We start from the raw sequence: 21,994 nt of genomic DNA on the forward strand, positions 1-21,994 counted from the left end.
TTCCGACTTCATGGAGTCGAGTTGCAGACTCCAATCCGGACTACGACAAGCTTTATGGGATCCGCTTACTCTCGCGAGTTTGCAACCCTTTGTACTTGCCATTGTAGCACGTGTGTAGCCCATCTCGTAAGGGCCATGATGACTTGACGTCGTCCCCACCTTCCTCCGGTTTGTCACCGGCAGTCTCCTTAGAGTTCTCAGCATAACCTGCTAGCAACTAAGGATAAGGGTTGCGCTCGTTGCGGGACTTAACCCAACATTTCACAACACGAGCTGACGACAGCCATGCAGCACCTGTCTCAGAGTTCCCGAAGGCACTAATCTATCTCTAGAAAATTCTCTGGATGTCAAGAGATGGTAAGGTTCTTCGCGTTGCATCGAATTAAACCACATGCTCCACCGCTTGTGCGGGCCCCCGTCAATTCATTTGAGTTTTAACCTTGCGGCCGTACTCCCCAGGCGGTCTACTTATCGCGTTAGCTTCGCAAAACAGCGCTTAAGCGCCAAGCTGCTAGTAGACATCGTTTACGGCGTGGACTACCAGGGTATCTAATCCTGTTTGCTACCCACGCTTTCGTACATGAGCGTCAGTGTCGACCCAGGTGGCTGCCTTCGCCATTGGTATTCCTTCAGATCTCTACGCATTTCACCGCTACACCTGAAATTCTACCACCCTCTGTCGCACTCTAGTCATCCAGTTTCAAATGCAGTTCCCAGGTTGAGCCCGGGGCTTTCACATCTGACTTAAATGACCGCCTGCGTACGCTTTACGCCCAGTAATTCCGATTAACGCTCGGACCCTCCGTATTACCGCGGCTGCTGGCACGGAGTTAGCCGGTCCTTCTTCTGCGAGTAACGTCACACCTAGTAGGTATTAACCACTAAGCTTTCCTCCTCGCTGAAAGTGCTTTACAACCCGAAGGCCTTCTTCACACACGCGGCATGGCTGCATCAGGCTTGCGCCCATTGTGCAATATTCCCCACTGCTGCCTCCCGTAGGAGTCTGGACCGTGTCTCAGTTCCAGTGTGGCTGATCATCCTCTCAGACCAGCTAGGGATCGTTGACTTGGTGCGCCATTACCACACCAACTATCTAATCCCACTTGGGCTTCTCTAAAGGCGAGAGCCGAAGCCCCCTTTAAGCCGTAGCTATTATGCGGTATTAGCAGTCGTTTCCAACTGTTGTCCCCCACCTAAAGGCAAATTCCCAAGCATTACTCACCCGTCCGCCACTCGTCAGCAACTAGCAAGCTAGTTCTGTTACCGTTCGACTTGCATGTGTTAGGCCTGCCGCCAGCGTTCAATCTGAGCCATGATCAAACTCTTCACTTTAAAGTGTTTCATTTAATCCTACTCAATAAATACTGTTCAAATAAATAAATTTGTTTGCACAGACACTTAAAAAATAGTAAATCTTTTTGTTACTATCATTCACAAGTGCCCACACAGATAATTAATTACAAGTTGTTAAAGAACATTTCGAACCCCGAAGGTTCTGGTTAAGACTGACTCTCATTTGAGTCGCTCAAGGCTTGTCTCAACCGGGATGCGCATTTTACACTTCCCGTTATCGTTGTCAACGATTATTTGAAATCTTTTTTATTTAGTTTTTGCAAACTTCCTAATCAATTTCAATCTCAAACTGCTTACTTAACTTTGTCTTTCTGCCGTTTGATGTCTCCCTGACAACATGGGGCGCATTATAGGGAGTTTCGGATTCAGCGCAAGCCTTTATTTCAAATTAATTACAAAAAACGTTTAAGTGGTCAAATACCAATCAATGCGGGCGATAACTCGTCTAAAAACATCATTTAACCTTAATAATCCTTGGCTAATTAAAGACAAAATATGAAAAACAGTTAGTATGGATAAATAGATTTTTTAAAGAAAACGCTTATGAATACACAATTTCAGTTATCGAACTTAAGTGAAGAACACTTTACTGACGTAATTCAGTTAGGAAATTTAGTGCATGGTGATGGTTATTTATTTCCTGACACTATTACTGCTATACATAGTAAAGGAATAAAAGACGGATTGAATTCTAGCTTTGTTCTGTATAAAGGAGATTTACTGGTTGGCTTCCGTCTTACTTACGCCCCTAACAATTGGCAACTCGATAGATGGTGTACTCCCGGTCTTTGGCCAATAAAGCAAGAACACGTTGCTTACTTCAAATGTAATACCATTCATCCTGATTTTCAGGGTAAAGGTTTAGGTGGAACTTTATTATCTGAGTCAATTTCAGTTTTAAAGAAAATGGGGGCAAAAGCAGGCTTAAGCCATATTTGGATGCAAAGTCCCGGAAATGCGTCATTTAAGTATTTTACTAAAGCTGGCGGAGTGCTAATTAAGACACATCCTAGACGCTGGCATGAAGATGAAAGCTTACCTAATTATGTATGTATTCTTTGCGGCGAAGATTGTTATTGTGATGCATCTGAAATGCTACTTGAATTTGATAAAGAGTAATTAAGTTTATGTACGATCCTTTAGTTAACAACCAATTGAACAATAAACAAGGCTTCCCTGAGTCTTATTGGAGCTCTACTGCCTTCCCTATCAATTACGATATGTTGGATAAATCTATTAATGCAGATGTGGTCATTGTTGGAGCTGGGTATACTGGTTTAAGTTGTGCTATTCATTTAGCCCAACAAGGTGTTAAAAATATTGTGGTTGTTGAAGCTAACGAAATTGGTTGGGGTTGTAGTGGCCGTAATGCTGGTTTTGTTTTACCTGGTTCAGGTAGGCTAGGCTATACACAGCTAGTTAATCGTTTTGGTCTTAGCCAAACTAAGAATTTACACGACGATTTTATGTCGGCCATTGAGCTAGTTGATACATTAAGTAGTCAAAGTAATACCAGTATAGATAAAACAGAGCTGGGTTATCTAAAGCTTGCCCACAGTAAAAAGTGGTTTGAAAAACTAAAAGACTCTGCTGATTATCTCCATAATGAATTCGACTACGATGTGGAAGTCATTTCTAAAACCGACTTTTGTCAGCAATATGTCGATCATAAAAACGTATTTGGTGCGATTCGCTATACTAATGGCTTTGGCATAAATCCACTTAAGCTAGTAAATAGTTACGCTGAGTTAGCGAGTTCTTTAGGTGTTAAAATTTATAACCAAAGTCCGGTTACTAATATACTCAAAAGTGGTCAACAACATTTGATTACAACCGAATTAGGTTCTGTATTATCCGATAAGTTAGTGATCGCAACGAATGGATATACACCTAAAGCATTAAACACCCCGATAAAAAACAAAATATTGCCAGTATTAACCAATGTTATTGTTACCCGTCCTCTTACCGCTGATGAATTAAAACGTTCTAACTTTAAAACGCATCAAGTGATGATGGATACGCGGGAATTAAAATATTATTACCGTCTTTTACCAGACAATCGTATTTTGTTTGGTGGGCGAGGCGCGATATCTGGCAAAGATGCTAAAAATCCTATTTATGCGGCTCGTTTATTATCCGAGCTCAAATCTTCATTTCCTGAATTGTCGGCATTAACGATTGATTATAATTGGATTGGTTGGATTTCTGTTGCCTTTGATCAAATGCCACATATACATAAAACAGCAGATAATATTTTTTATTCCACAGGATATTGTGGTTCAGGTGTGTCTTTTAGCGCTTATGCCGGTAAGTTATTGGCCAACCTTATCCAAGAACAAAAGGTGGACTCGCCATTAATATCGGAATTGCCGTATTTACCCTTTGCTCAATTTAGAAGAACCGGACAACGATTCTTTTATCAGTATGGTCGAATGAAAGACTGGTTAAGTTAATTCGTGCAGTTTCAATCGACTCTTTATAAAAAAGCCTCAATATTTGAGGCTTTTTTAGTTTCTTGGATTTAGGTGTAATACATCCTATCTATCTTCAAGAGCTTAATATAATAAGGTATAAAGTTTACGGCGGTATTTTCCTGCTAACACATCACCATCTGGCAAGTTAGCAATAATGTCTAAATAGAATTTTTTTGCTTCAGCAAAATTCATATCTGATTTTAGTATTTCAAACAGTAATTCTAAAGCTTCCTCGTTCCTATTAACTTGGCTAAAAGCCACGGCCAATTGTTGCTTTAATAGTAGTGAATCAGGATCCGCATCTAACTCAGCTTGCAGTTTCAAAACCTCTGGTGACTCAGCCGCATTTGACGCCAAATCTAATTTTGCTACTAACTGCTGATAAATAGAATCTTGGTTTACCAGTAATACACTGTCTAATAGGGTTTTCGCATCTTCTAATTTACCTAACTCAATACTTGCATGAGCAAACGCAAACAAAAACTCCATACGTGCTTGTTCTACTTCAAATGCACGTTTAAACAATGGATATGCTTCTATCCAATTACCTTCTTGGGCAAAAGCCGAAGCGCTGGCATACCAAGCATCTTCTTCTTTTGGTAAGTGTTTATTTAATAGTTCTAAAATTTCAGCTTCAGATTGCACACCAGAGAAACCATCAATCGGTTGGCCATCTTTCATTATGGCAACCGTTGGTAAGCTTTTCACTCCAAACTGTGCAGCAATCTGCTGTTGCTCATCGCAGTTCACTCTAGCTAAGATCAGATTATTTGGAAATTGTGACGCTATAGAAAACAAACTTGGGCTAAGTTGTTTACATGCCTCACACCAATCAGCCCAAAACTGCACCATAACCAAAGTATCTTTAGACTGCTCCAACAACACTTGTTGAAAGTTTTCTAATGTTATATCAACTATATTACTCAATATTCTGCCCCTAGCGACTTTCTCTTTGACTTTGATATGTGGGAAAAATAACTAAATACAATGATAGTCATCATATTTATAACAGCTGGATTAATTAGGTAGTTATATGTTGAATTCAGCCACAATGATTTTTCCCACAAAATAAAAAACCGTCGTTTGACGGTTTTTTTTATTTATTAACTGAAGAGCTTATCTGTTTAAAGATACAGAACTTCAATTATTTCGTATTCAGCGACACCTGATGGTGTTTGAATCTTAGCAACATCATCAACACTTTTTCCTATTAGCCCACGAGCAATAGGAGAACCAACGTAGATTTTACCAAGTTTAATGTCAGCTTCATCTTGTCCAACTATGTGATATTTGGTTTCTTCTTCCGTATCACAATTTAATATTGTTACGGTTGTGCCAAAAATCACTTTACCAGTATTTGGTAATTTAGTGACGTCGATGATTTGAACGTTAGACAACTTAGCTTCAATTTCTTGAATTCTGCCTTCGCAGAAACCTTGCTGTTCACGTGCTGCATGATATTCAGCATTCTCTTTTAGGTCGCCATGTTCGCGAGCAGATGCAATATCTGCCACGATACGAGGACGACTAACCGTCTTTAATTCAATCAACTCTAGACGCAAAGCTTCTGCGCCATGAATTGTCATTGGTACTTGAGTACTCATTTACTGAATTCTCTTATGTAAGTTTTGTAATGATTCTACACTACCACGGTCATCTGCAGTATTAGCTAAACAAGTAGCAAAAGCCGCATTTAATGTTGTTGTGTAGTTCGACTTGTATCTTAATGCACCACGGCGTAATACTTTAGAATCTTCAATCGCTTGACGACCTTCAACAGTATTAACAATATAAGCATACTCACCATTTTTAATACGGTCTAGTATATGTGGACGGCCTTCAAATACTTTATTTACTTTACGGCATTCGATTCCAGCATCTTCCAATACTTTTTGACAGCCTCGAGTTGCATCTAGTACAAAACCAGATTCAATTAGCTTTTTAGCTAAATCAATAACGCGAACTTTGTCTGAATCTCGAACCGAAATTAATGCGCGACCACCACGAGCTATTTCAATACCTGCGCCAAGTTCGGCTTTGGCAAATGCTTCTTCAAACGTATCACCAACCCCCATAACTTCACCAGTTGAGCGCATTTCTGGGCCTAAAATTGGATCCACACCTAGGAATTTATTAAATGGCATAACCACTTCTTTCACTGAAAAATATGGTGGGATGATTTCTTTCAACACACCTTGTTCAGCTAAACTCTTACCAGCCATTACTCTAGCGGCTACTTTAGCTAACGGTACCGCGGTTGCTTTTGAAACAAAAGGAACCGTACGAGCTGCACGTGGGTTAACTTCAATCAAATACACTTTGCCGTCTTTAACTGCAAATTGAGTATTCATCAAACCAACAACACCTAACTCTAACGCCATGTCACGCACCTGTTGGCGCATAACATCTTGTACATCTTGAGGTAATGAATAAGCTGGTAATGAACATGCCGAGTCACCTGAGTGGACGCCCGCTTGTTCAATATGTTCCATAATACCGCCAATAACCACATCGGTACCGTCACAGATAACATCAACGTCAACTTCAATTGCGTTATCTAAGAAGTGATCGAGTAATACCGGAGAATCATTGGATACCGATACGGCATCCGTCATATAACGACGCAAGTCAGCTTCGTCATAAACAATTTCCATTGCTCTTCCGCCTAGTACGTAGGATGGACGAACAACTAATGGAAATCCGATTTCAGCACTTTTTAATATTGCTTGCTCAGTAGAAGTAACCGTTGCATTTTTTGGCTGTAATAAACCTAAACGCTCTACCATTTGTTGGAAACGTTCACGGTCTTCAGCACGGTCAATTGAATCTGGCGACGTACCAATAATTGGCACTCCGTTGGCTTCTAATGCACGAGCTAATTTAAGTGGTGTTTGACCGCCATATTGAACAATAACGCCTTTTGGATTTTCAATACGTACGATTTCTAATACGTCTTCAAGGGTAATTGACTCAAAATATAATCGGTCTGATGTATCGTAATCTGTTGAAACCGTTTCAGGGTTACAGTTAACCATAATGGTTTCATAACCATCTTCACGTAATGCAAGAGAGGCGTGTACACAACAGTAATCAAATTCAATACCTTGGCCGATACGGTTAGGACCGCCACCAAGAACCATGATCTTGTCATTACTTGTTGGGTTTGATTCACATTCTTCATCATAGGTTGAATACATGTAAGCTGTATCTGAACTAAATTCAGCAGCACAAGTATCAACACGTTTATATACTGGGTGAAGATTAAAAGAGTAACGTTTTTTACGTACTTCCGATTCATTCATCGCTAACAAGTCAGCAATACGAAGGTCGGCAAAACCTTTACGTTTAAGTGAACGTAAGAAAGCTTCATCTAAACCTGCAAAGCCACGTGTTACCACTTCACTTTCAGATTTAATAATGTCTTCAATTTGTACTAAGAACCAAGGGTCGACATTGGTTAACTTAAAGATAGCATCTAAGTCCATGCCACTACGGAATGCATCGGCGATATACCAAATACGGTCTGGGCCTGGTTCTTTAAGTTCATGGATGATTTTATCGTGAGCACCTTCAGCTGTGAAGTCGATAATCGGGTCAAAACCAGATACACCCACTTCCAATCCACGAAGAGCTTTTTGTAATGACTCTTGTTGGTTACGGCCAATAGCCATAACTTCACCAACAGATTTCATCTGTGTGGTTAAACGGTCGTTAGAACCGGCGAATTTCTCAAAGTTAAAACGAGGTAACTTAGTGACTACATAATCGATTGTTGGTTCGAAAGAAGCAGGAGTCGCACCACCGGTAATGTCGTTACTTAATTCATCAAGCGTATAACCAACCGCTAACTTAGCGGCAATTTTAGCAATTGGGAAACCCGTTGCTTTTGATGCAAGTGCAGAAGAACGAGACACACGAGGGTTCATCTCAATAATAACCATACGGCCATCTACTGGGTTAACACCAAACTGAACATTTGAACCACCCGTTTCTACGCCAATTTCACGTAAAACTGCAATCGATGCGTTACGCATGATTTGGTATTCTTTGTCCGTTAATGTTTGCGCAGGAGCAACTGTAATTGAGTCACCAGTGTGAACACCCATGGCATCAAAGTTTTCGATAGAACAAATGATGATGCAGTTGTCGTTTTTGTCACGAACCACTTCCATCTCATATTCTTTCCAACCAATCAAAGATTCGTCGATTAATAATTCACTGGTTGGCGATAAATCTAAGCCACGTGTACATATTTCGTCGAATTCTTCTTTGTTGTATGCAATACCGCCGCCGCTGCCACCCATAGTGAATGACGGACGAATAATACAAGGGAAACCAATACGCGTTAATACGTCGTGAGCTTCATCAATTGTGTTACACGTTTCAGCTCTTGGACATTCCAAGCCGATAGACTTCATTGCTTTGTCGAAACGACTTCTGTCTTCTGCTTTATCAATTGCATCAGCAGAGGCACCAATCATTTCAACGTTGTATTTTGCTAACACGCCTTGTTTTTCTAATTCAAGTGCGCAGTTTAATGCCGTTTGACCGCCCATTGTTGGTAGTACTGCGTCTGGGCGTTCTTTTTCAATTATTTTTTCAACAACTTCCCAATGAATTGGCTCGATGTACGTTGCATCAGCCATATCAGGGTCTGTCATTATTGTGGCAGGGTTAGAGTTAACTAGGATAACTCGGTAACCTTCTTCACGTAATGCTTTACAAGCTTGAGCGCCTGAATAGTCAAACTCACAGGCTTGACCGATAACTATTGGACCAGCACCTAATAACAGAATGCTTTTTATGTCGGAACGTTTTGGCATAGGAATTCTTCTCTTAAATCTGTATTAGTTATTATTTACGTTCAGTCATTAGTTCGATGAAATGATCGAACAAAGGTGCTGCGTCGTGTGGACCAGGGCTTGCTTCTGGATGCCCTTGGAAACTAAATGCTGGTTTATCTGTGCGATGAATTCCTTGCAACGTACCGTCAAACAAAGATTTATGTGTCGCAATTAAATTGTCAGGCAGAGTACTTTCTTGAGCTGCGAAACCATGATTTTGCGCTGTGATCATCACTTTTTTGGTTTCAAGATCTTGTACTGGGTGATTACCACCGTGATGACCAAATTTCATTTTCTCTGTTTTAGCACCACTTGCGATGGCAAGTAATTGATGACCTAAACAAATACCAAATACTGGAATGTTAGTTTCTAAAAGAGATTTGATTGCTTCAACTGCATAAGTACATGGCTCTGGATCGCCTGGACCATTTGATAAGAAAATACCGTCGGGATTAAGTGCTAGAACTTCTTCCGCTGAGGTTTGTGCAGGAACAACTGTTAAACGACAACCGCGGTCGACCAACATGCGTAAAATATTGCGTTTAACACCATAGTCATAAGCGACTACATGAAAACGTTCATCTGCTAATTCTGAGTAACCTTGACCAAGCTGCCAACTGCCCATATTCCATTCATACGGTTTATCACAGCTAACTACTTTTGCTAAGTCCATTCCTTTAATACCAGGGAATTTCTTAGCTGCCTCTAACGCTTTTGCTTCATCAACTTCACCTGCAATGATACAACCGTTCTGCGCGCCTTTATCTCGTAAAATACGAGTCAACTTGCGAGTATCAATATCAGCGATGCCAACTACATTGTGTTTTTTTAAGTAACTACTTAAGTCTTGTTCACTACGAAAGTTACTAGCAACTAAAGGTAAGTCACGAATTACTAAGCCTTTGGCCCAGATTTTATCGTTTTCTTCATCTTCAGAATTAGTACCGTAGTTACCAATATGTGGGTAAGTTAAAGTTATGATTTGTTCAGCATAAGATGGGTCGGTAATTATTTCCTGATAGCCTGTCATTGAAGTATTAAATACTACTTCGCCAACTGACATACCTTCAGCACCAATTGCGGTACCTCGGAATATAGTTCCATCTTCTAGAACCAATAGCGCGGGTTGAGTCAAGATAACCTCCTAGCAATGATATGCAGATTTTTACGTTTTTATCTGCAAATGGTTAATCTTAGCCACACAAACCTGTTTTTTTTCATCTGACAAATGAGCAACAGCATTTGTGTTAGGCAAATTTGGATTATTGTAGCTAAGACTGAATCATTAGGCTAGGAAAAATTACATAAATTATATAAATAGTCCGTTTAGACGATTATTTTATGGTAACCCGCTATTTTATAACTTAAGTTGCTTCAAATTAAGCACATCTTGCATATCAAACAAGCCTTTTTGTTTTCCATCCAACCAGTTCGCAGCCCTTACTGCACCTTTAGCAAAGGTCAATCGGCTTGATGCTTTATGTGTTATTTCCAGACGTTCACCTATATCTGCAAACAAAACCGTGTGGTCGCCAACTATGTCTCCGGCTCGGACAGTCGCAAAACCTATGGTTTCTCGGCTGCGTTCGCCGGTATCACCTTCTCGTCCGTATACTGCAACTTTGTCTAAGTCACGATCTAATGTATCTGCAATTACTTGCCCTAACGCCATTGCGGTACCGGATGGCGCATCTTTTTTATATCTATGATGACCTTCTATAATTTCAATATCGCAGTCATCACCTATGGTTTTTGATGTCACTTCCAGTAACTTGTACATCAAATTAACACCCGTAGAAAAGTTAGCAGCAAATACGATAGCGATATGCTTGGAAGCTTGTTTCATCTTCTCTATCAATGACTCTGGCAAACCAGTGACACCAATGACCATGTTTAATTTGTGCTTAACGCAGTAATCTATATTTTCACTTAATGCTTCAGGTAATGTGAAATCTATCCAAACATTACAAGCTTTAGCTAAAGAATCTAAGTCTGAGCTTGCGACAACGCCTTGTTCGCCTATTCCAGCGATTAAGCCTGCATCCATCCCATTAAACGGTGAAGAAGCTCTAACAGAGCAAGCGTTTAGGCTAGCTTGTTGGTCGGCAGTTACCGCTTCAATAAGGTTGCGGCCCATACGGCCATTTGCGCCAAAAATTCCTACGTTTGCCATTATTACTCTCGTATTTTTAATATTGTTATAGATATGATGCTAATTGCATGAATATTACCGCAATACAGATATAAAAAAACCCGCTATCTGCGGGTTTTTAATTTTAATTCTGAATATGCTATACGGTTTAAACTATGGTGCTTTTGAAACCATAACCATGGCAGGTCTTAATAAACGACCATTCAAAGTAAAACCTTTTTGCATAACCGCAATAACGGTATTTGGCTCAACGTCTGCACTTGGTTGCATTGACATTGCCTGATGGAATTCAGCGTTGAATTTTTCGCCTTCCGGATTCACTAATTCGACACCAAACTTAGCAACTGCATCAATAAATGATTTTTGCGTAAGTTCAATCCCTTCGATTAACGGCTTTAATGCTTCATTTTCTTTATCAGAGAATTCAACAGCACGTTCTAGGTTGTCGATGACAGGAAGTAATTCATTCGCAAATTTTTCTAACGCAAATTTACGAGCTTTTTCAACATCAATAGCAGCACGGCGACGAATATTATCGTTATCGGCGGCAGCTCTAATGACAGAGTCTTTTTGCTCGTCAATAGTTGCATTTGCTGTTGCTAATTCTGCTTCTAACTTTGCGATATGCGCAATAGCATCAATTTCTTCTGATTGAACATCAGCTTGTGGGCTAACTGTTTCAGCAGCTTGTTCATTTTCAAATTGTTCGTTGTTTTGATCAGACATGGGGTTATAGACTCCAAACCATTCTAACTATAATAAAAAAAGGTGTTGTCGCATATTATGGGGATTGAAACTCTCGATTCAAGGCTGACGATAGAATATTCGCAGTAACATCAACTGCAGATATTACCGATGCATAATCCATACGTATTGAACCGACCACAGAAATATAACCGACAACTCTATTATCTTTGATTAATGGCTTAACAACAACACTACAATTAGAAAAAAGCTCAACACCTATTTCATCTCCAATGAATACTGATACACCGTTATGGTCTCTACTTTTATTAAACATCTGATTTAGTGACGAAACATTTTCAAATGACTTAATTAATTTACGCAATGTGTCTGTATCGGTTGAGATTTCATTATTTAATAATCGAGTTTGCCCAGATAAATATACAAGGGGCTCGTGAGCCTCCACTATGTCACCAAACAAAGTTTGTTTCACCAGTTCAAACACTTCAGGGTCTGACTGCTTAATTAAATAAGGTAAACGTTCTGCACCTTCGCTCATGGTAAAGCCGGACAATGCAATATTAAGTAACTGTATGGTTTGTTGTAAAATTAATTCAGAAACAGGTTGAGCTAAATCAACAAGCCTATTTTGTACATGGTCATGTTCATCTATTAATACACACAATAAACGCCTATCTGCCAAACGTACTAACTCTAACTGACGGATAACGAGATCGTTACTTTGTGGCATCACAACTAAACCGGTTAACCGAGTCATGTCGGCGATTAGTTTACTGGCCTTAGCACAAATAACTTCTGGATTAGATGAATAACCTAAACTGGCCGACAGCTTTTGCATGGTGTTCGGTTTACATTGGTTATTTTCTAATAAGTGATCAACGTAATGTCTTAACCCTTCTTTTGAAGGAATTCTACCAGCACTGGTATGGGGAGAAAAAATTAACCCTTCTTTTTCTAATGCCACCATTTCATTTCTGATGGTTGCAGAGCTCGCCGAAATCTCATCTGATGCTGAGATAGCCTTAGAGGATGTTGGGCTGCCACACTTTAAATAGTTTCTAATAACTAGATTTAGTATGAGTTCGCAGCGCGTATTGATTACTTTTTTTTGATTCAATGTTTTACCAGTCTTCTAATTCAGTCGAAAAAACGCTATAACCCAACTAGATAATCAATTTCTAGCTTATAGATACATTAATTAGGGCGTTTAGGAAAAATACAATGGCTCAGCACTTCAAAACAATTGGATTAATTGGCAAAGCAAATCACGATGCCACGATGGAGACTGTTGTCGACCTATATAACTTTCTCATTAATAAGGGTTATCAGCCCATAATAGAAGAAAGTGTCGCAAGTTATATTGACGATAAAAACTGTCAGGTTGTGAATTTAGTGGAGCTAGGCAAAAAGTGTGACTTAGCTATTGTCGTCGGTGGTGACGGTAATATGCTAGGTGCTGCTAGAACTCTGAGTAAATACGATGTAGCAGTAATAGGGGTAAACAGAGGTAATCTAGGTTTTTTAACAGACTTAAATCCCGATGATTATGAAACGTCATTAACCCAAGTATTAGCGGGCGATTATAAAACTGAATTACGCTTCTTATTAGATGTGTCGGTTTATCGTGATGGCGAATTAAAAGCCAGTAACTGTGCAGTAAATGAAGTGGTACTGCATGCCGACAAAGTAGCCCATATGATTGAGTTTGAAGCCTTTATTGATGGCTCTTTTGTTTTTCATCAGCGCTCTGATGGGCTTATTGTATGTACACCGACAGGTTCAACGGCCTACTCATTATCTGGTGGCGGACCGATTGTTCATCCTAATTTGAACGCGGTTACCTTAGTACCTATGTTTCCGCATACCTTAACTAGCAGGCCATTAGTTGTTGATGCGGATAGTGAAATCAAAATTATTGTATCAAAAGCAAAAGATTCACTTTTACAAATCAGTTGCGACAGCCACATTATGTTAGCGGTTAGACCTGGTGATGAAATTGTCATTAATAAACATCAGCTCGGTTTACGATTAGTGCACCCAATGGCGCATGATTATTACAGCGTACTAAGAAAGAAATTACATTGGGGTAAACAGAACTACTAATTCAACCAGCATTTAAAATGAATTTTTTATAGACATGTCTAAATTTTTAAACTACTGTACATTACAACAGTTATTAATCTTTTGATGTGTTTATATGTTAATTTCTTTAGCTATTAAAAATTTTGCGATTGTGAGCCAATTAGAAGTCAATTGGCATCACCAAATGACGACGATTACCGGAGAAACCGGCGCTGGTAAATCCATTGCGATCGACGCTTTAGCTCAAGCGCTTGGTGAACGTAGTGAAGCGTCTATGGTTAGAGCAAATACAGACAAAGCAGAGGTGATTGCCTCTTTTGATGTATCTAAACTAACAACAGCTCAAAATTGGCTAAAAGAAAACGAACTATTTAATGATGACGATTGTATTTTACGTCGTGTGGTTACTAAAGAAGGTCGTTCTAAAGCTTATATTAATGGCATCCAAGTTCCTGCATCACAATTAAAAGCAATTGGCAGTTTACTCGTGAGTATTCATGGCCAACACGCACATCAATTATTAATAAAACCAGATCACCAACGTTTTATGTTAGACCAGTACGCTGGTAACTTAGAACTACTTAATAAGTTAAAACTGGTTTATTCAAATCTACAATCTACAACCTCGGAGTTTAAACAACTTACTGAAAAACAAGCCGAATTCAGCGCTCAAAAACAGCTACTACAATATCAAGTTGATGAGCTAAATAATGCTGAACTTACTGACGGCGAGTATCAGGAAATTGAAAACGAACATAAACGTTTACACCATGCTAACTCACTCCAAGGTGATACTCAGAATGCGCTGGATATTCTGCATGAAAACGACAACGGGAATGCATACTCTGCATTACAGTCTGCACTTTCCTTATTACAAAAGTCAGCTAACTTAGACTCAAGACTTAATCCGACTATAGAATTGTTAGATTCTGCCTTAATCCAATTAGATGAAGGAACCAGTGAACTACGTAATTATATTGATCAATTAGAGCTAAACCCACAGCGTTTAATTGAAGTTGAACAAAGATTAAACTTATATGTTGAGTTAAGTAGAAAACATCAAGTGTTCCCAGAGTTACTGATAGAAAAATTAACCTCATTAACTGATGAATTAAACAAGCTAGCTAATTCTGACACTCGTTTGTTAGAACTCGAGTTAGAAATTGAGCAAGCCAAGACTAGCTATAAAGAGTTAGCTCTTGCGTTAACAGAAAAACGTTGTCATTTTGCTCAGCAACTTAATAAAAAAATAACAGCTAGTATGAAACAACTAAATATGGCGGATGCCGTATTTAATATTGATATCAGTTCTGACCCAGAAACATACAGTCAGTTTGGCTCTGATAAGGTTGAATTTCTTGTAAGTGCAAACCCAGGGCAACCATTGCAACCGTTATTAAAAGTTGCTTCAGGTGGTGAATTAAGCCGTATGAGTTTAGCGATACAAGTGATCATTGCTCAGAAAGTAACAACCCCTACCCTATTATTTGATGAAGTCGACGTTGGTGTATCTGGACCTACAGCCTCTGCCGTTGGTAAGTTAATGAGAGAGTTGAGTAACAATACCCAAGTAATATGTGTAACTCATTTACCACAGGTAGCTTGTTATGGTCATCAGCAACAATTTGTAAACAAACAAACCTCTACAGGCACAACCCAAACAAGTATGGAGGCATTAGACCAATTAGGCAGAATTGATGAACTTGCGAGATTATTAGGTGGTGATACCATTTCCGCAACAACAAAAGCTAATGCTCAAGAATTATTATCAATTGCTCATGCACACTAGTTATACACACCAATTCCAATTAGCTATACAGGGAGTTGCCCTAATAATGAATATTGTAAATCCCTTACAGAAAATTAGAGATTTATTGGTTTTACCGTTATATTAATACTTGTGTATTTTTGAGTAAATTGGGAACGGTAATATTTTGCACAATAAGATCTTAGTTCAGACTACGCTATTAGTATTATTTGTTCTATCCAGCAAATTGGCTGCGGAGCAGTTGTCATTTAAAAAAGTTAGGACTGGAGATCAGACTAAGTTTAGCTATAAATGGAAAGATGCTGATTCTGAAATTTTAGAACTGGATTTCAAGCTAGCGACAAAAAATGTTAACGGTGACTTTCGACACTTTAAAGCATTAACGCCGTCTCGTTTGCAAATGTACTCTGTCAAAAAACTAAAACAAGCAATAGCAAAACTAGATCCAAGAAAAGGCAGTGTGAAAATAAAATCTCGTTACCAAAACGTTGATTTTGAATTTAGAAGTTCTGATAAAGCTTGGATGGAACAACAATCAGCTGCATTACATGAAGTATATAATTCATCTTTAAAAGAATTTTTACACAAAGAATACTATATTGAATTTCAACCAATAGGCTACCAACCTGACAAATCGCATCTAACCTATAAACCTGACCACGTAAGGTTTGCTACAGAGAGCCAAGAATCGTTTAGGCCGCTGATCAAAAGTCTCAGTCAAAAATTGCCAGAGGCAACGGCTAGAACCACTGCAATTTTTCTATTATCCTTCTTTCAGTCGATACCTTACAGTACCTTAGAGTCAAGAATAGAAACCAATGGTGCTGGATTTTCACCACCGATAAAAGTGTTAGCAAACAATAGAGGTGATTGTGATAGTAAAGTGACTTTAATGGCCAGCATAATTAAAGCTATGTATCCGAAGCTACAAATAATAATTGTATACGTCCCTGATCACGCTCTAATTGGACTGCACGTCTCCCACCTAAGTACTGACTATCGCTTAGACGTAGAAGGGTTACATTACTCTTTAGCTGAGCCTACAGGGCCTAGCTTAATTGAATTTGCAGAAATATCGGAACGTTCTAAAAGGTTTATCGACTCTGGAATATACCAGGTAGAATCTTTCTAATTGTTATGTTTTTAAAGCTTAATCTATTTACTTTTCCTAGAAAATCACTACAATGCGCGCTGATTAAAAAATGTTCTTTAGTAATTAGTTTATATGCTGAGTAAAATCCGATTTAATTATTGGACTTTACCCATGGCTTTTTGTCACGTATAAATTATTACGTTCTTTCTAAAAATAGGTGATTGAATTATGCAACCGATGTTAAACATCGCAGTTCGTGCTGCTCGTAATGCTGGAAAAATTATTGCTCGTGGATATGAGCAACTAGATTTAGTACAAGCTGAATTAAAAGGTACCAATGACTTTGTGACCAACATTGATAGAGAAGCAGAAGATTCAATCATCTCTACACTAAAAGCTTCATTCCCAGACCATTCATTTGTTGCCGAAGAAAGTGGCGTGACAGAAGGTGACTCCAAATACCAATGGATTATCGACCCTTTAGATGGCACAACAAACTTCATTAAAGGCATACCACACTTTGCAGTTTCAATTGCATTAAAAGTTGACGGTAAATTAGAACAAGCTGTAATTTTTGACCCAATTCGTGGTGAATTATTCACAGCATCTAAAGGTTCTGGTGCTCAACTTGACGGTAAACGTATACGCGTATCTAAAGCAAAAGACTTAGCAGGAACTTTACTTGCGACAGGTTTCCCTTTCAAACAGAAACATCAAATCGCTCCTTACTTAGCAATCTTCTCAGACTTGTTCTTACAAGTTGCTGATATGCGTCGAGCTGGTTCAGCTGCCTTAGACTTAGCCTATGTAGCAGCAGGCCGTATGGAAGGTTTCTGGGAGATGGGTCTTAAGCCCTGGGATACAGCTGCAGGCCAGTTAATTGCAAAAGAAGCCGGTGCCGTAGTATCTGATTTTGAAGGTGGTGATAACTACGATAAATCAGGTAATATCGTTGTAGCAACACCAAAAGTATTAGGCGGGATTTTAAAAGCAATTCGTCCACATTTAAATGATGGTTTACGTAGTAAGTAAGCTCATTATTAATAAAAAAAACCGACTTTATAAGTCGGTTTTTTGATGCCTAGAATTAAGTGAACACGTTCAAGTTATAATTGAAAAATAGAAATTATAATAGAAACATGTTTTGTTATAAGTTAATAATAACTTTAACTTATTATTAATTTATATCTAAGGCTAGATAGCTTGTATAAGCCCTATCTCTGATGTCTATAGAGCAAGCCTAAACATGTTTAAACTTTAGTAACTTTTCGCGCCATATCACTCTATGAATTCAAGACATAAAAAAACCAGCAAATGCTGGTTTTTTATAAGAGTCAAAGTATTAAAGCGCTAAACCTTTACGGCTTGCAGTTTCTTTAACATAACCTAACCAGCTTTTCGCTGTTTTAACTGAACTCTTATCTTTTGTAGCAGCATTAAATGCATCGTATGATGCTTGCCAATTTTCTAAGTAAAAGTGAGATTCACCTCTTAGAAGATTCAGCATACCTTTGTTTTTGTATCCAGCTTTATCAGCTTTCTCAAAAGCAGCTAATGCATCTTTATACTTCTCAAGTATCATAAGATTGTTACCTTGTTTCCGGAAAAGATCTCCATCATTAGATAACTTAGCAGCTTCACCGAAGTAAGCAGCTGCTTTCTTATATTCTTTAGCATTTTGAAAAGTACTAGCCATTATTGATAATGAGTTGTCATTTTTCTCAATCAAACCGCTCTTTATATACTTTTCTTGGATAATAGCCGCTTTATACGGAATCCCCTTAGTAGCATATAACTGAGCAAGACGCTTCATTTCTGAATCTTTTTTCAAATATCCATTTTTATGCGAAACATCAAAAGCAGACAAAGCTTTATCATAATCTTCTATTAGTGCATAGAAGTTACCTAACTGAACCCACCACTTTGGATCTTCTGGAAACGTTTTTACAAGTACTTCTGTAGCTTCTGTCGTTTCCTTATACATCTTTTGCTCATAATAAGCAGCCATCACTAGTATGTAAGGGTTTTGATTCAGTTTTTCTTGTAAAGCAATAGACTTCTTAGCAGGTGCAATGACTTTGTCATATTGCTGCATTTGATGATATGCATTAGCGATACCTAAATAAGCTTGAGCATCTTCATCTAAAGAAAATGTTATATACTCTTTATAATATTTAACAGTATCTTCATATTTCTCAGCTTGCATAGACAAAGCTGCCATATTTTTAAGTAACTCTGCATGATCTCTAAAAGCTAGTTCATTAGACTCTACTGCAGATTTCATTCTTGCAATAGCTTCTAATCCTTTACCTTCGATCCCAGCATACATAGAACCTATATAGCGATCTACATTAGCTTTATCAAAACTCCCTTTAGGGGATAACTCTAATAATATAGCTAACGCTTCCTCAACTTGTTCTTCCTGATAAAGTTCAAATGCTTTTTGCACTTTCTTACCAACACGTTGACCGAGGGCTTTACCTCCACGAGCTTTTTGGCGTTTTTTCAACTCTTCTTGCTTATCTGCAGGCACTTTTGCTTCTACGAAAGGGGCAAAAGTAACGCTTAGCGAAATAACAGCACAAAGGAATAAATTAAAAACATTTTTCATATCTATTAATTCCCTAGTTTAAAGTCTAATTGAACACTTAAACCTGTCTGGTGTTGTGGTTTACCATCAACCATTTTAGGCTTGTATTTCCACTTACGTAAAGCTTTACGGGCTTCACGGTCGAATACACGCTTAGGTTCAGCATTGATAACTTGTACGTTCTCAACACCGCCAATTTTGTTTATTTCAAAACTCAATTGAACCCAACCCTCAATACCATCACGAGCAGCTTTTGTTGGAAACTTAGGCTCAATACGAACGATAGGCGTTGCGTCACCATCACGTAATAAAGCACCAGGCCCACTTAACCCTATAGAACCACCAACATTTACCGACGGCATATTGAAGTTAAAACTACTGTCAGAAATTTGTTGTTCAGGCTCCGGCTGATCAGGCGGTGGTGGCTGTTTCGGCGGCGGCGGCGGCGGCGGCGGAACCAGTTTTCGTTGCTGAGTTTCACTATCTGGTGGAGTAGAATTAATTTCGACTACTATCTTTTCTTTTTCAACATCATCAGGGCTAGAGCCACTTGATATTAAAAAAGCCATAAAGACAAATAAACCGAAAGTGACTACTACACCAAGTATGATTGATGTAATAAATCTTTTCATTCTACTTTTTCTCCGCTGCGATTGAAATTTTATCTATTCCAGCCGCTTTGATAGCATCCATAACTTCAACAACAACACCATGTTTAGCGTCTTCGTCTGCTTGAATAATTACGATATCAGTTGGTTGCTCGGCAAGCATACTCTCTAAACGAGCCCCAACCCTTTCAATATCTACTGCAGATTTGTCCATCCAAACTTCGCCATTTGCTCTAATAGCAATAAAGATGTTGGCTGAAGGTTTTGAACTTGCTTGAGCTGCTTTAGGTTTTAATACGTCAATACCGGCTTCTTTTACGAAAGAGGTAGTAACGATGAAGAAGATAAGCATGATAAACACGATATCAAGCATCGGTGTCATATCAATTGCAGCGTCATCATCTTCACGGAAACGTTGTTTACGTGCCATAGTTCAATCTCCTAATGATGTGGCAAGCTATCTACTAGCTTTTCTTTTGCCACTTTAACTCTTGTTTCTAACCTTGTGCTGAAAAATATTCCAGACAAAGCCGCAACCATTCCTGCCATTGTAGGGATTGTTGCCATAGAAATACCAGCAGCCATCAAACGTGGGTTACCAGTACCTTGTGTTGCCATAGTATCGAATACAGCGATCATACCTGTAACCGTACCTAGTAATCCGATTAACGGACACATAGCAACAAGAGTTTTAATTATTAACATTCTTGCATTTAGTTTTTCGGACGCCTCAGAAACCCAAGCATCACGGATTCTATGTGCACTCCAAGATGTGGTATCTAATCGAGCTTCCCAATTTGAAATAATTGAGTCACGAAGTTTCGGATATTCCAAACTAAGGAAATACCAACGCTCGATCATTAATGCCCACATAATAAGAAGAGCAGCAGCTACGAAATATAATACGAAGCCGCCAGTCGCAATAAAATCCCTGACAGATTCCCATAGGCCTATCAGGTATAACATTACGCTTTCTCCTTCTCAGCATGTGCAGCGATGATACCAGCGCTTTGCTCGTCAAGAACATGAATAATGCTCTTAGCTCTTGCAGCAACAATACTATGCACAAAGATTAATGGTAGTGCAGCAATGATACCCATAGCTGTTGTTACCAATGCCATTGAGATTGAACCAGCCATTAATTTCGGGTCACCCGTACCAAACAATGTAATTTGTTGGAACGTTTCAATCATACCAATAACCGTACCTAATAGACCTAAAAGAGGTGCTACAGCAGCAAGGATCTTGATTGTATTGATACCGCGGTCAATACGTGGTGTTTCACGTAAAATGGCTTCATCTAATTTAAGTTCTAAGTTTTCTACATCAGTAGTCTTATTTTCTTGGTAGATTTTTAAGATACGACCTAATGCATTATCATCAGAAGGATTATCAGTATCTTTAAGCTGAGCTTTCATTTTCGTGCTTTCAGTTAACGTAGTGTATAAGCTGAATGCCGCAATGAATAAACCTAAGAAAAGAACAACAGTAATTACATAACCTGGAGTACCACCTTGATGATAACGGTCAGATAATGTAGCTCGTTGTGTATTAAGACGTAAGATACCACCACGTGAAGGGTCAACATAGAAAGGTACTAATTCGCCAGCACTTGCTTCTTGTAAAGCATTTGCAGAAGAAACATAGTAACCATCAGCAGCTTTACCTAGTGGTTGAATTTTTCCAACATCAGAGTTGTAAATCAAGTACTCATCTTCAGCGATTAAGTTGAACGAACCAACACGAGTAACTTTCTTAGTAACAGAACCACCAGCTAATTGAGCAACTTCAGCATCAAATACTACAACTTTGGCAGATTCAGTCATTTCAGTTTGCAGAGCAATCCAAAGGTCTTCTAATTCTTTAGTTGTTGGTAGTTTTTTAGCTTCAGCAAGTTCAGCTAATAAAGCAGAACGGTCGCCATATCCAGGTTGACCTGAGATATTAGAAGCGGTAATTGAACCAATAGTGTTACTTGCTGCACGGCGTACAACACCAAACATTTCACCTAAAGTGCCTTGGGCATTTTTAAGTTCAGTTGCTCGTTTTATTAACGTAAGGTCGTTTTGAGCATATTGCTTTTGTAAACGGTCTCCACGTGCTTTTTCGTCTTTAAGTTCTTTTTTAGCTTTATTTAATAAAGCTTGTTTGTCCGCTTTAGCAGCCAAAAACTCTTTTTCACGTTTTTTGTTTAATTGGCCTTCAGAGATACGGTCTTTTTTCACCTGATCTAAAAGCTTGTCTAGTTCACCTGCAGCACTAACATTAAAGCTAGTTGCTACTAAAGCTGCAGCTAAAACTAATGAATTTAATACTTGTTTCATG

Annotated in this window: 18 protein-coding genes and 2 other annotated features; of the genes, 6 read left to right on the forward strand and 12 right to left on the reverse strand. The window is 38.8% G+C overall.

Features of this window, described 5'->3' with window-relative positions; translation table 11 throughout:
- Nucleotides 1-399: a sequence feature (16S ribosomal RNA rRNA prediction is too short), on the reverse strand.
- 59 nt (nucleotides 400-458) lie between these two features.
- Nucleotides 459-1,324: a sequence feature (16S ribosomal RNA rRNA prediction is too short), on the reverse strand.
- 572 nt (nucleotides 1,325-1,896) lie between these two features.
- Both BTO11_RS16055 and BTO11_RS16060 read left to right on the forward strand, forming a co-directional pair.
- The gene (locus tag BTO11_RS16055) at nucleotides 1,897-2,472 is read left to right on the forward strand and encodes a GNAT family N-acetyltransferase (protein ID WP_105053546.1); all 576 of its coding nucleotides are present in this window, start codon (nucleotides 1,897-1,899) and stop codon (nucleotides 2,470-2,472) included.
- An 8-nt stretch (nucleotides 2,473-2,480) separates the two neighbouring features.
- On the forward strand, nucleotides 2,481-3,806 hold the full coding sequence (locus BTO11_RS16060) for an NAD(P)/FAD-dependent oxidoreductase (protein WP_105053547.1): 1,326 nt from the start codon (nucleotides 2,481-2,483) through the stop codon (nucleotides 3,804-3,806).
- A 102-nt stretch (nucleotides 3,807-3,908) separates the two neighbouring features.
- On the opposite strand, the gene BTO11_RS16065 is transcribed toward BTO11_RS16060, so the two are convergent.
- The 7 genes from BTO11_RS16065 to hrcA all read right to left on the reverse strand — a co-directional run bounded on the left by BTO11_RS16065 (nucleotide 3,909) and on the right by hrcA (nucleotide 12,645).
- A complete protein-coding gene (locus BTO11_RS16065) occupies nucleotides 3,909-4,754 on the reverse strand; it encodes a tetratricopeptide repeat protein (protein ID WP_105053548.1) in 846 nt (281 codons plus the stop codon).
- A gap of 197 nt (nucleotides 4,755-4,951) precedes the next feature.
- Complete coding sequence (greA, locus tag BTO11_RS16070) at nucleotides 4,952-5,431, reverse strand: transcription elongation factor GreA (protein WP_105053549.1); 480 nt, start codon at nucleotides 5,429-5,431, stop codon at nucleotides 4,952-4,954.
- Entirely contained in the window at nucleotides 5,432-8,650 is a 3,219-nt protein-coding gene (carB, locus tag BTO11_RS16075; protein WP_105053550.1) for a carbamoyl-phosphate synthase large subunit, read from the reverse strand.
- Nucleotides 8,651-8,681: 31 nt separating this feature from the next.
- Nucleotides 8,682-9,806, reverse strand: coding sequence for a glutamine-hydrolyzing carbamoyl-phosphate synthase small subunit (gene carA / locus BTO11_RS16080; RefSeq protein ID WP_105053551.1), 1,125 nt, complete (start codon nucleotides 9,804-9,806; stop codon nucleotides 8,682-8,684).
- Between the two features lie 222 nt (nucleotides 9,807-10,028).
- A complete protein-coding gene (dapB, locus tag BTO11_RS16085) occupies nucleotides 10,029-10,847 on the reverse strand; it encodes a 4-hydroxy-tetrahydrodipicolinate reductase (protein ID WP_219846501.1) in 819 nt (272 codons plus the stop codon).
- Nucleotides 10,848-10,976: 129 nt separating this feature from the next.
- Nucleotides 10,977-11,549, reverse strand: coding sequence for a nucleotide exchange factor GrpE (gene grpE / locus BTO11_RS16090; RefSeq protein WP_105053553.1), 573 nt, complete (start codon nucleotides 11,547-11,549; stop codon nucleotides 10,977-10,979).
- Nucleotides 11,550-11,604: 55 nt separating this feature from the next.
- The gene (gene hrcA / locus BTO11_RS16095; protein ID WP_105053554.1) at nucleotides 11,605-12,645 is read right to left on the reverse strand and encodes a heat-inducible transcriptional repressor HrcA; all 1,041 of its coding nucleotides are present in this window, start codon (nucleotides 12,643-12,645) and stop codon (nucleotides 11,605-11,607) included.
- 104 nt (nucleotides 12,646-12,749) lie between these two features.
- Here hrcA and nadK point away from each other — a divergent pair, with 104 nt between their 5' ends.
- The 4 genes from nadK (at nucleotide 12,750) to suhB (ending at nucleotide 17,503) form a co-directional block, all read left to right on the forward strand.
- On the forward strand, nucleotides 12,750-13,631 hold the full coding sequence (gene nadK / locus BTO11_RS16100) for an NAD(+) kinase (protein WP_105053555.1): 882 nt from the start codon (nucleotides 12,750-12,752) through the stop codon (nucleotides 13,629-13,631).
- A 94-nt stretch (nucleotides 13,632-13,725) separates the two neighbouring features.
- Nucleotides 13,726-15,399 carry a DNA repair protein RecN gene (recN, locus tag BTO11_RS16105; RefSeq protein ID WP_105053556.1) on the forward strand — a complete coding sequence of 558 codons (1,674 nt, stop codon included), beginning with the start codon at nucleotides 13,726-13,728 and terminating at the stop codon, nucleotides 15,397-15,399.
- A gap of 145 nt (nucleotides 15,400-15,544) precedes the next feature.
- Nucleotides 15,545-16,510, forward strand: coding sequence for a hypothetical protein (locus BTO11_RS16110; RefSeq protein ID WP_105053557.1), 966 nt, complete (start codon nucleotides 15,545-15,547; stop codon nucleotides 16,508-16,510).
- Nucleotides 16,511-16,699: 189 nt separating this feature from the next.
- Nucleotides 16,700-17,503, forward strand: a complete 804-nt coding sequence (suhB, locus tag BTO11_RS16115) for an inositol-1-monophosphatase (protein WP_105053558.1) — start codon at nucleotides 16,700-16,702, stop codon at nucleotides 17,501-17,503.
- A gap of 310 nt (nucleotides 17,504-17,813) precedes the next feature.
- On the opposite strand, the gene BTO11_RS16120 is transcribed toward suhB, so the two are convergent.
- Genes BTO11_RS16120 through BTO11_RS16140 form a run of 5 tightly spaced genes read right to left on the reverse strand, consistent with a single transcriptional unit; the run spans nucleotide 17,814 to nucleotide 21,993 of the window.
- Entirely contained in the window at nucleotides 17,814-19,082 is a 1,269-nt protein-coding gene (locus BTO11_RS16120) for a tetratricopeptide repeat protein (protein ID WP_105053559.1), read from the reverse strand.
- Between the two features lie 5 nt (nucleotides 19,083-19,087).
- Nucleotides 19,088-19,693 (reverse strand): energy transducer TonB, encoded by a 606-nt coding sequence (locus BTO11_RS16125; protein ID WP_105053560.1) that lies wholly within the window; start codon nucleotides 19,691-19,693, stop codon nucleotides 19,088-19,090.
- 1 nt (nucleotide 19,694) lies between these two features.
- On the reverse strand, nucleotides 19,695-20,099 hold the full coding sequence (locus BTO11_RS16130; RefSeq protein WP_105053561.1) for an ExbD/TolR family protein: 405 nt from the start codon (nucleotides 20,097-20,099) through the stop codon (nucleotides 19,695-19,697).
- A gap of 11 nt (nucleotides 20,100-20,110) precedes the next feature.
- Nucleotides 20,111-20,635: a MotA/TolQ/ExbB proton channel family protein gene (locus tag BTO11_RS16135; protein WP_105053562.1), complete on the reverse strand. Its 525-nt coding sequence runs from the start codon at nucleotides 20,633-20,635 to the stop codon at nucleotides 20,111-20,113.
- Nucleotides 20,635-21,993, reverse strand: a complete 1,359-nt coding sequence (locus BTO11_RS16140; protein WP_105053563.1) for a MotA/TolQ/ExbB proton channel family protein — start codon at nucleotides 21,991-21,993, stop codon at nucleotides 20,635-20,637. Before BTO11_RS16140 ends, BTO11_RS16135 begins: the two co-directional genes overlap by 1 nt.
- Nucleotide 21,994: the final 1 nt, after the last annotated feature.

It is taken from the genome of Psychrosphaera saromensis (genome assembly GCF_002954545.1).
GTDB classification, from domain to species: Bacteria; Pseudomonadota; Gammaproteobacteria; order Enterobacterales; family Alteromonadaceae; genus Psychrosphaera; species Psychrosphaera saromensis.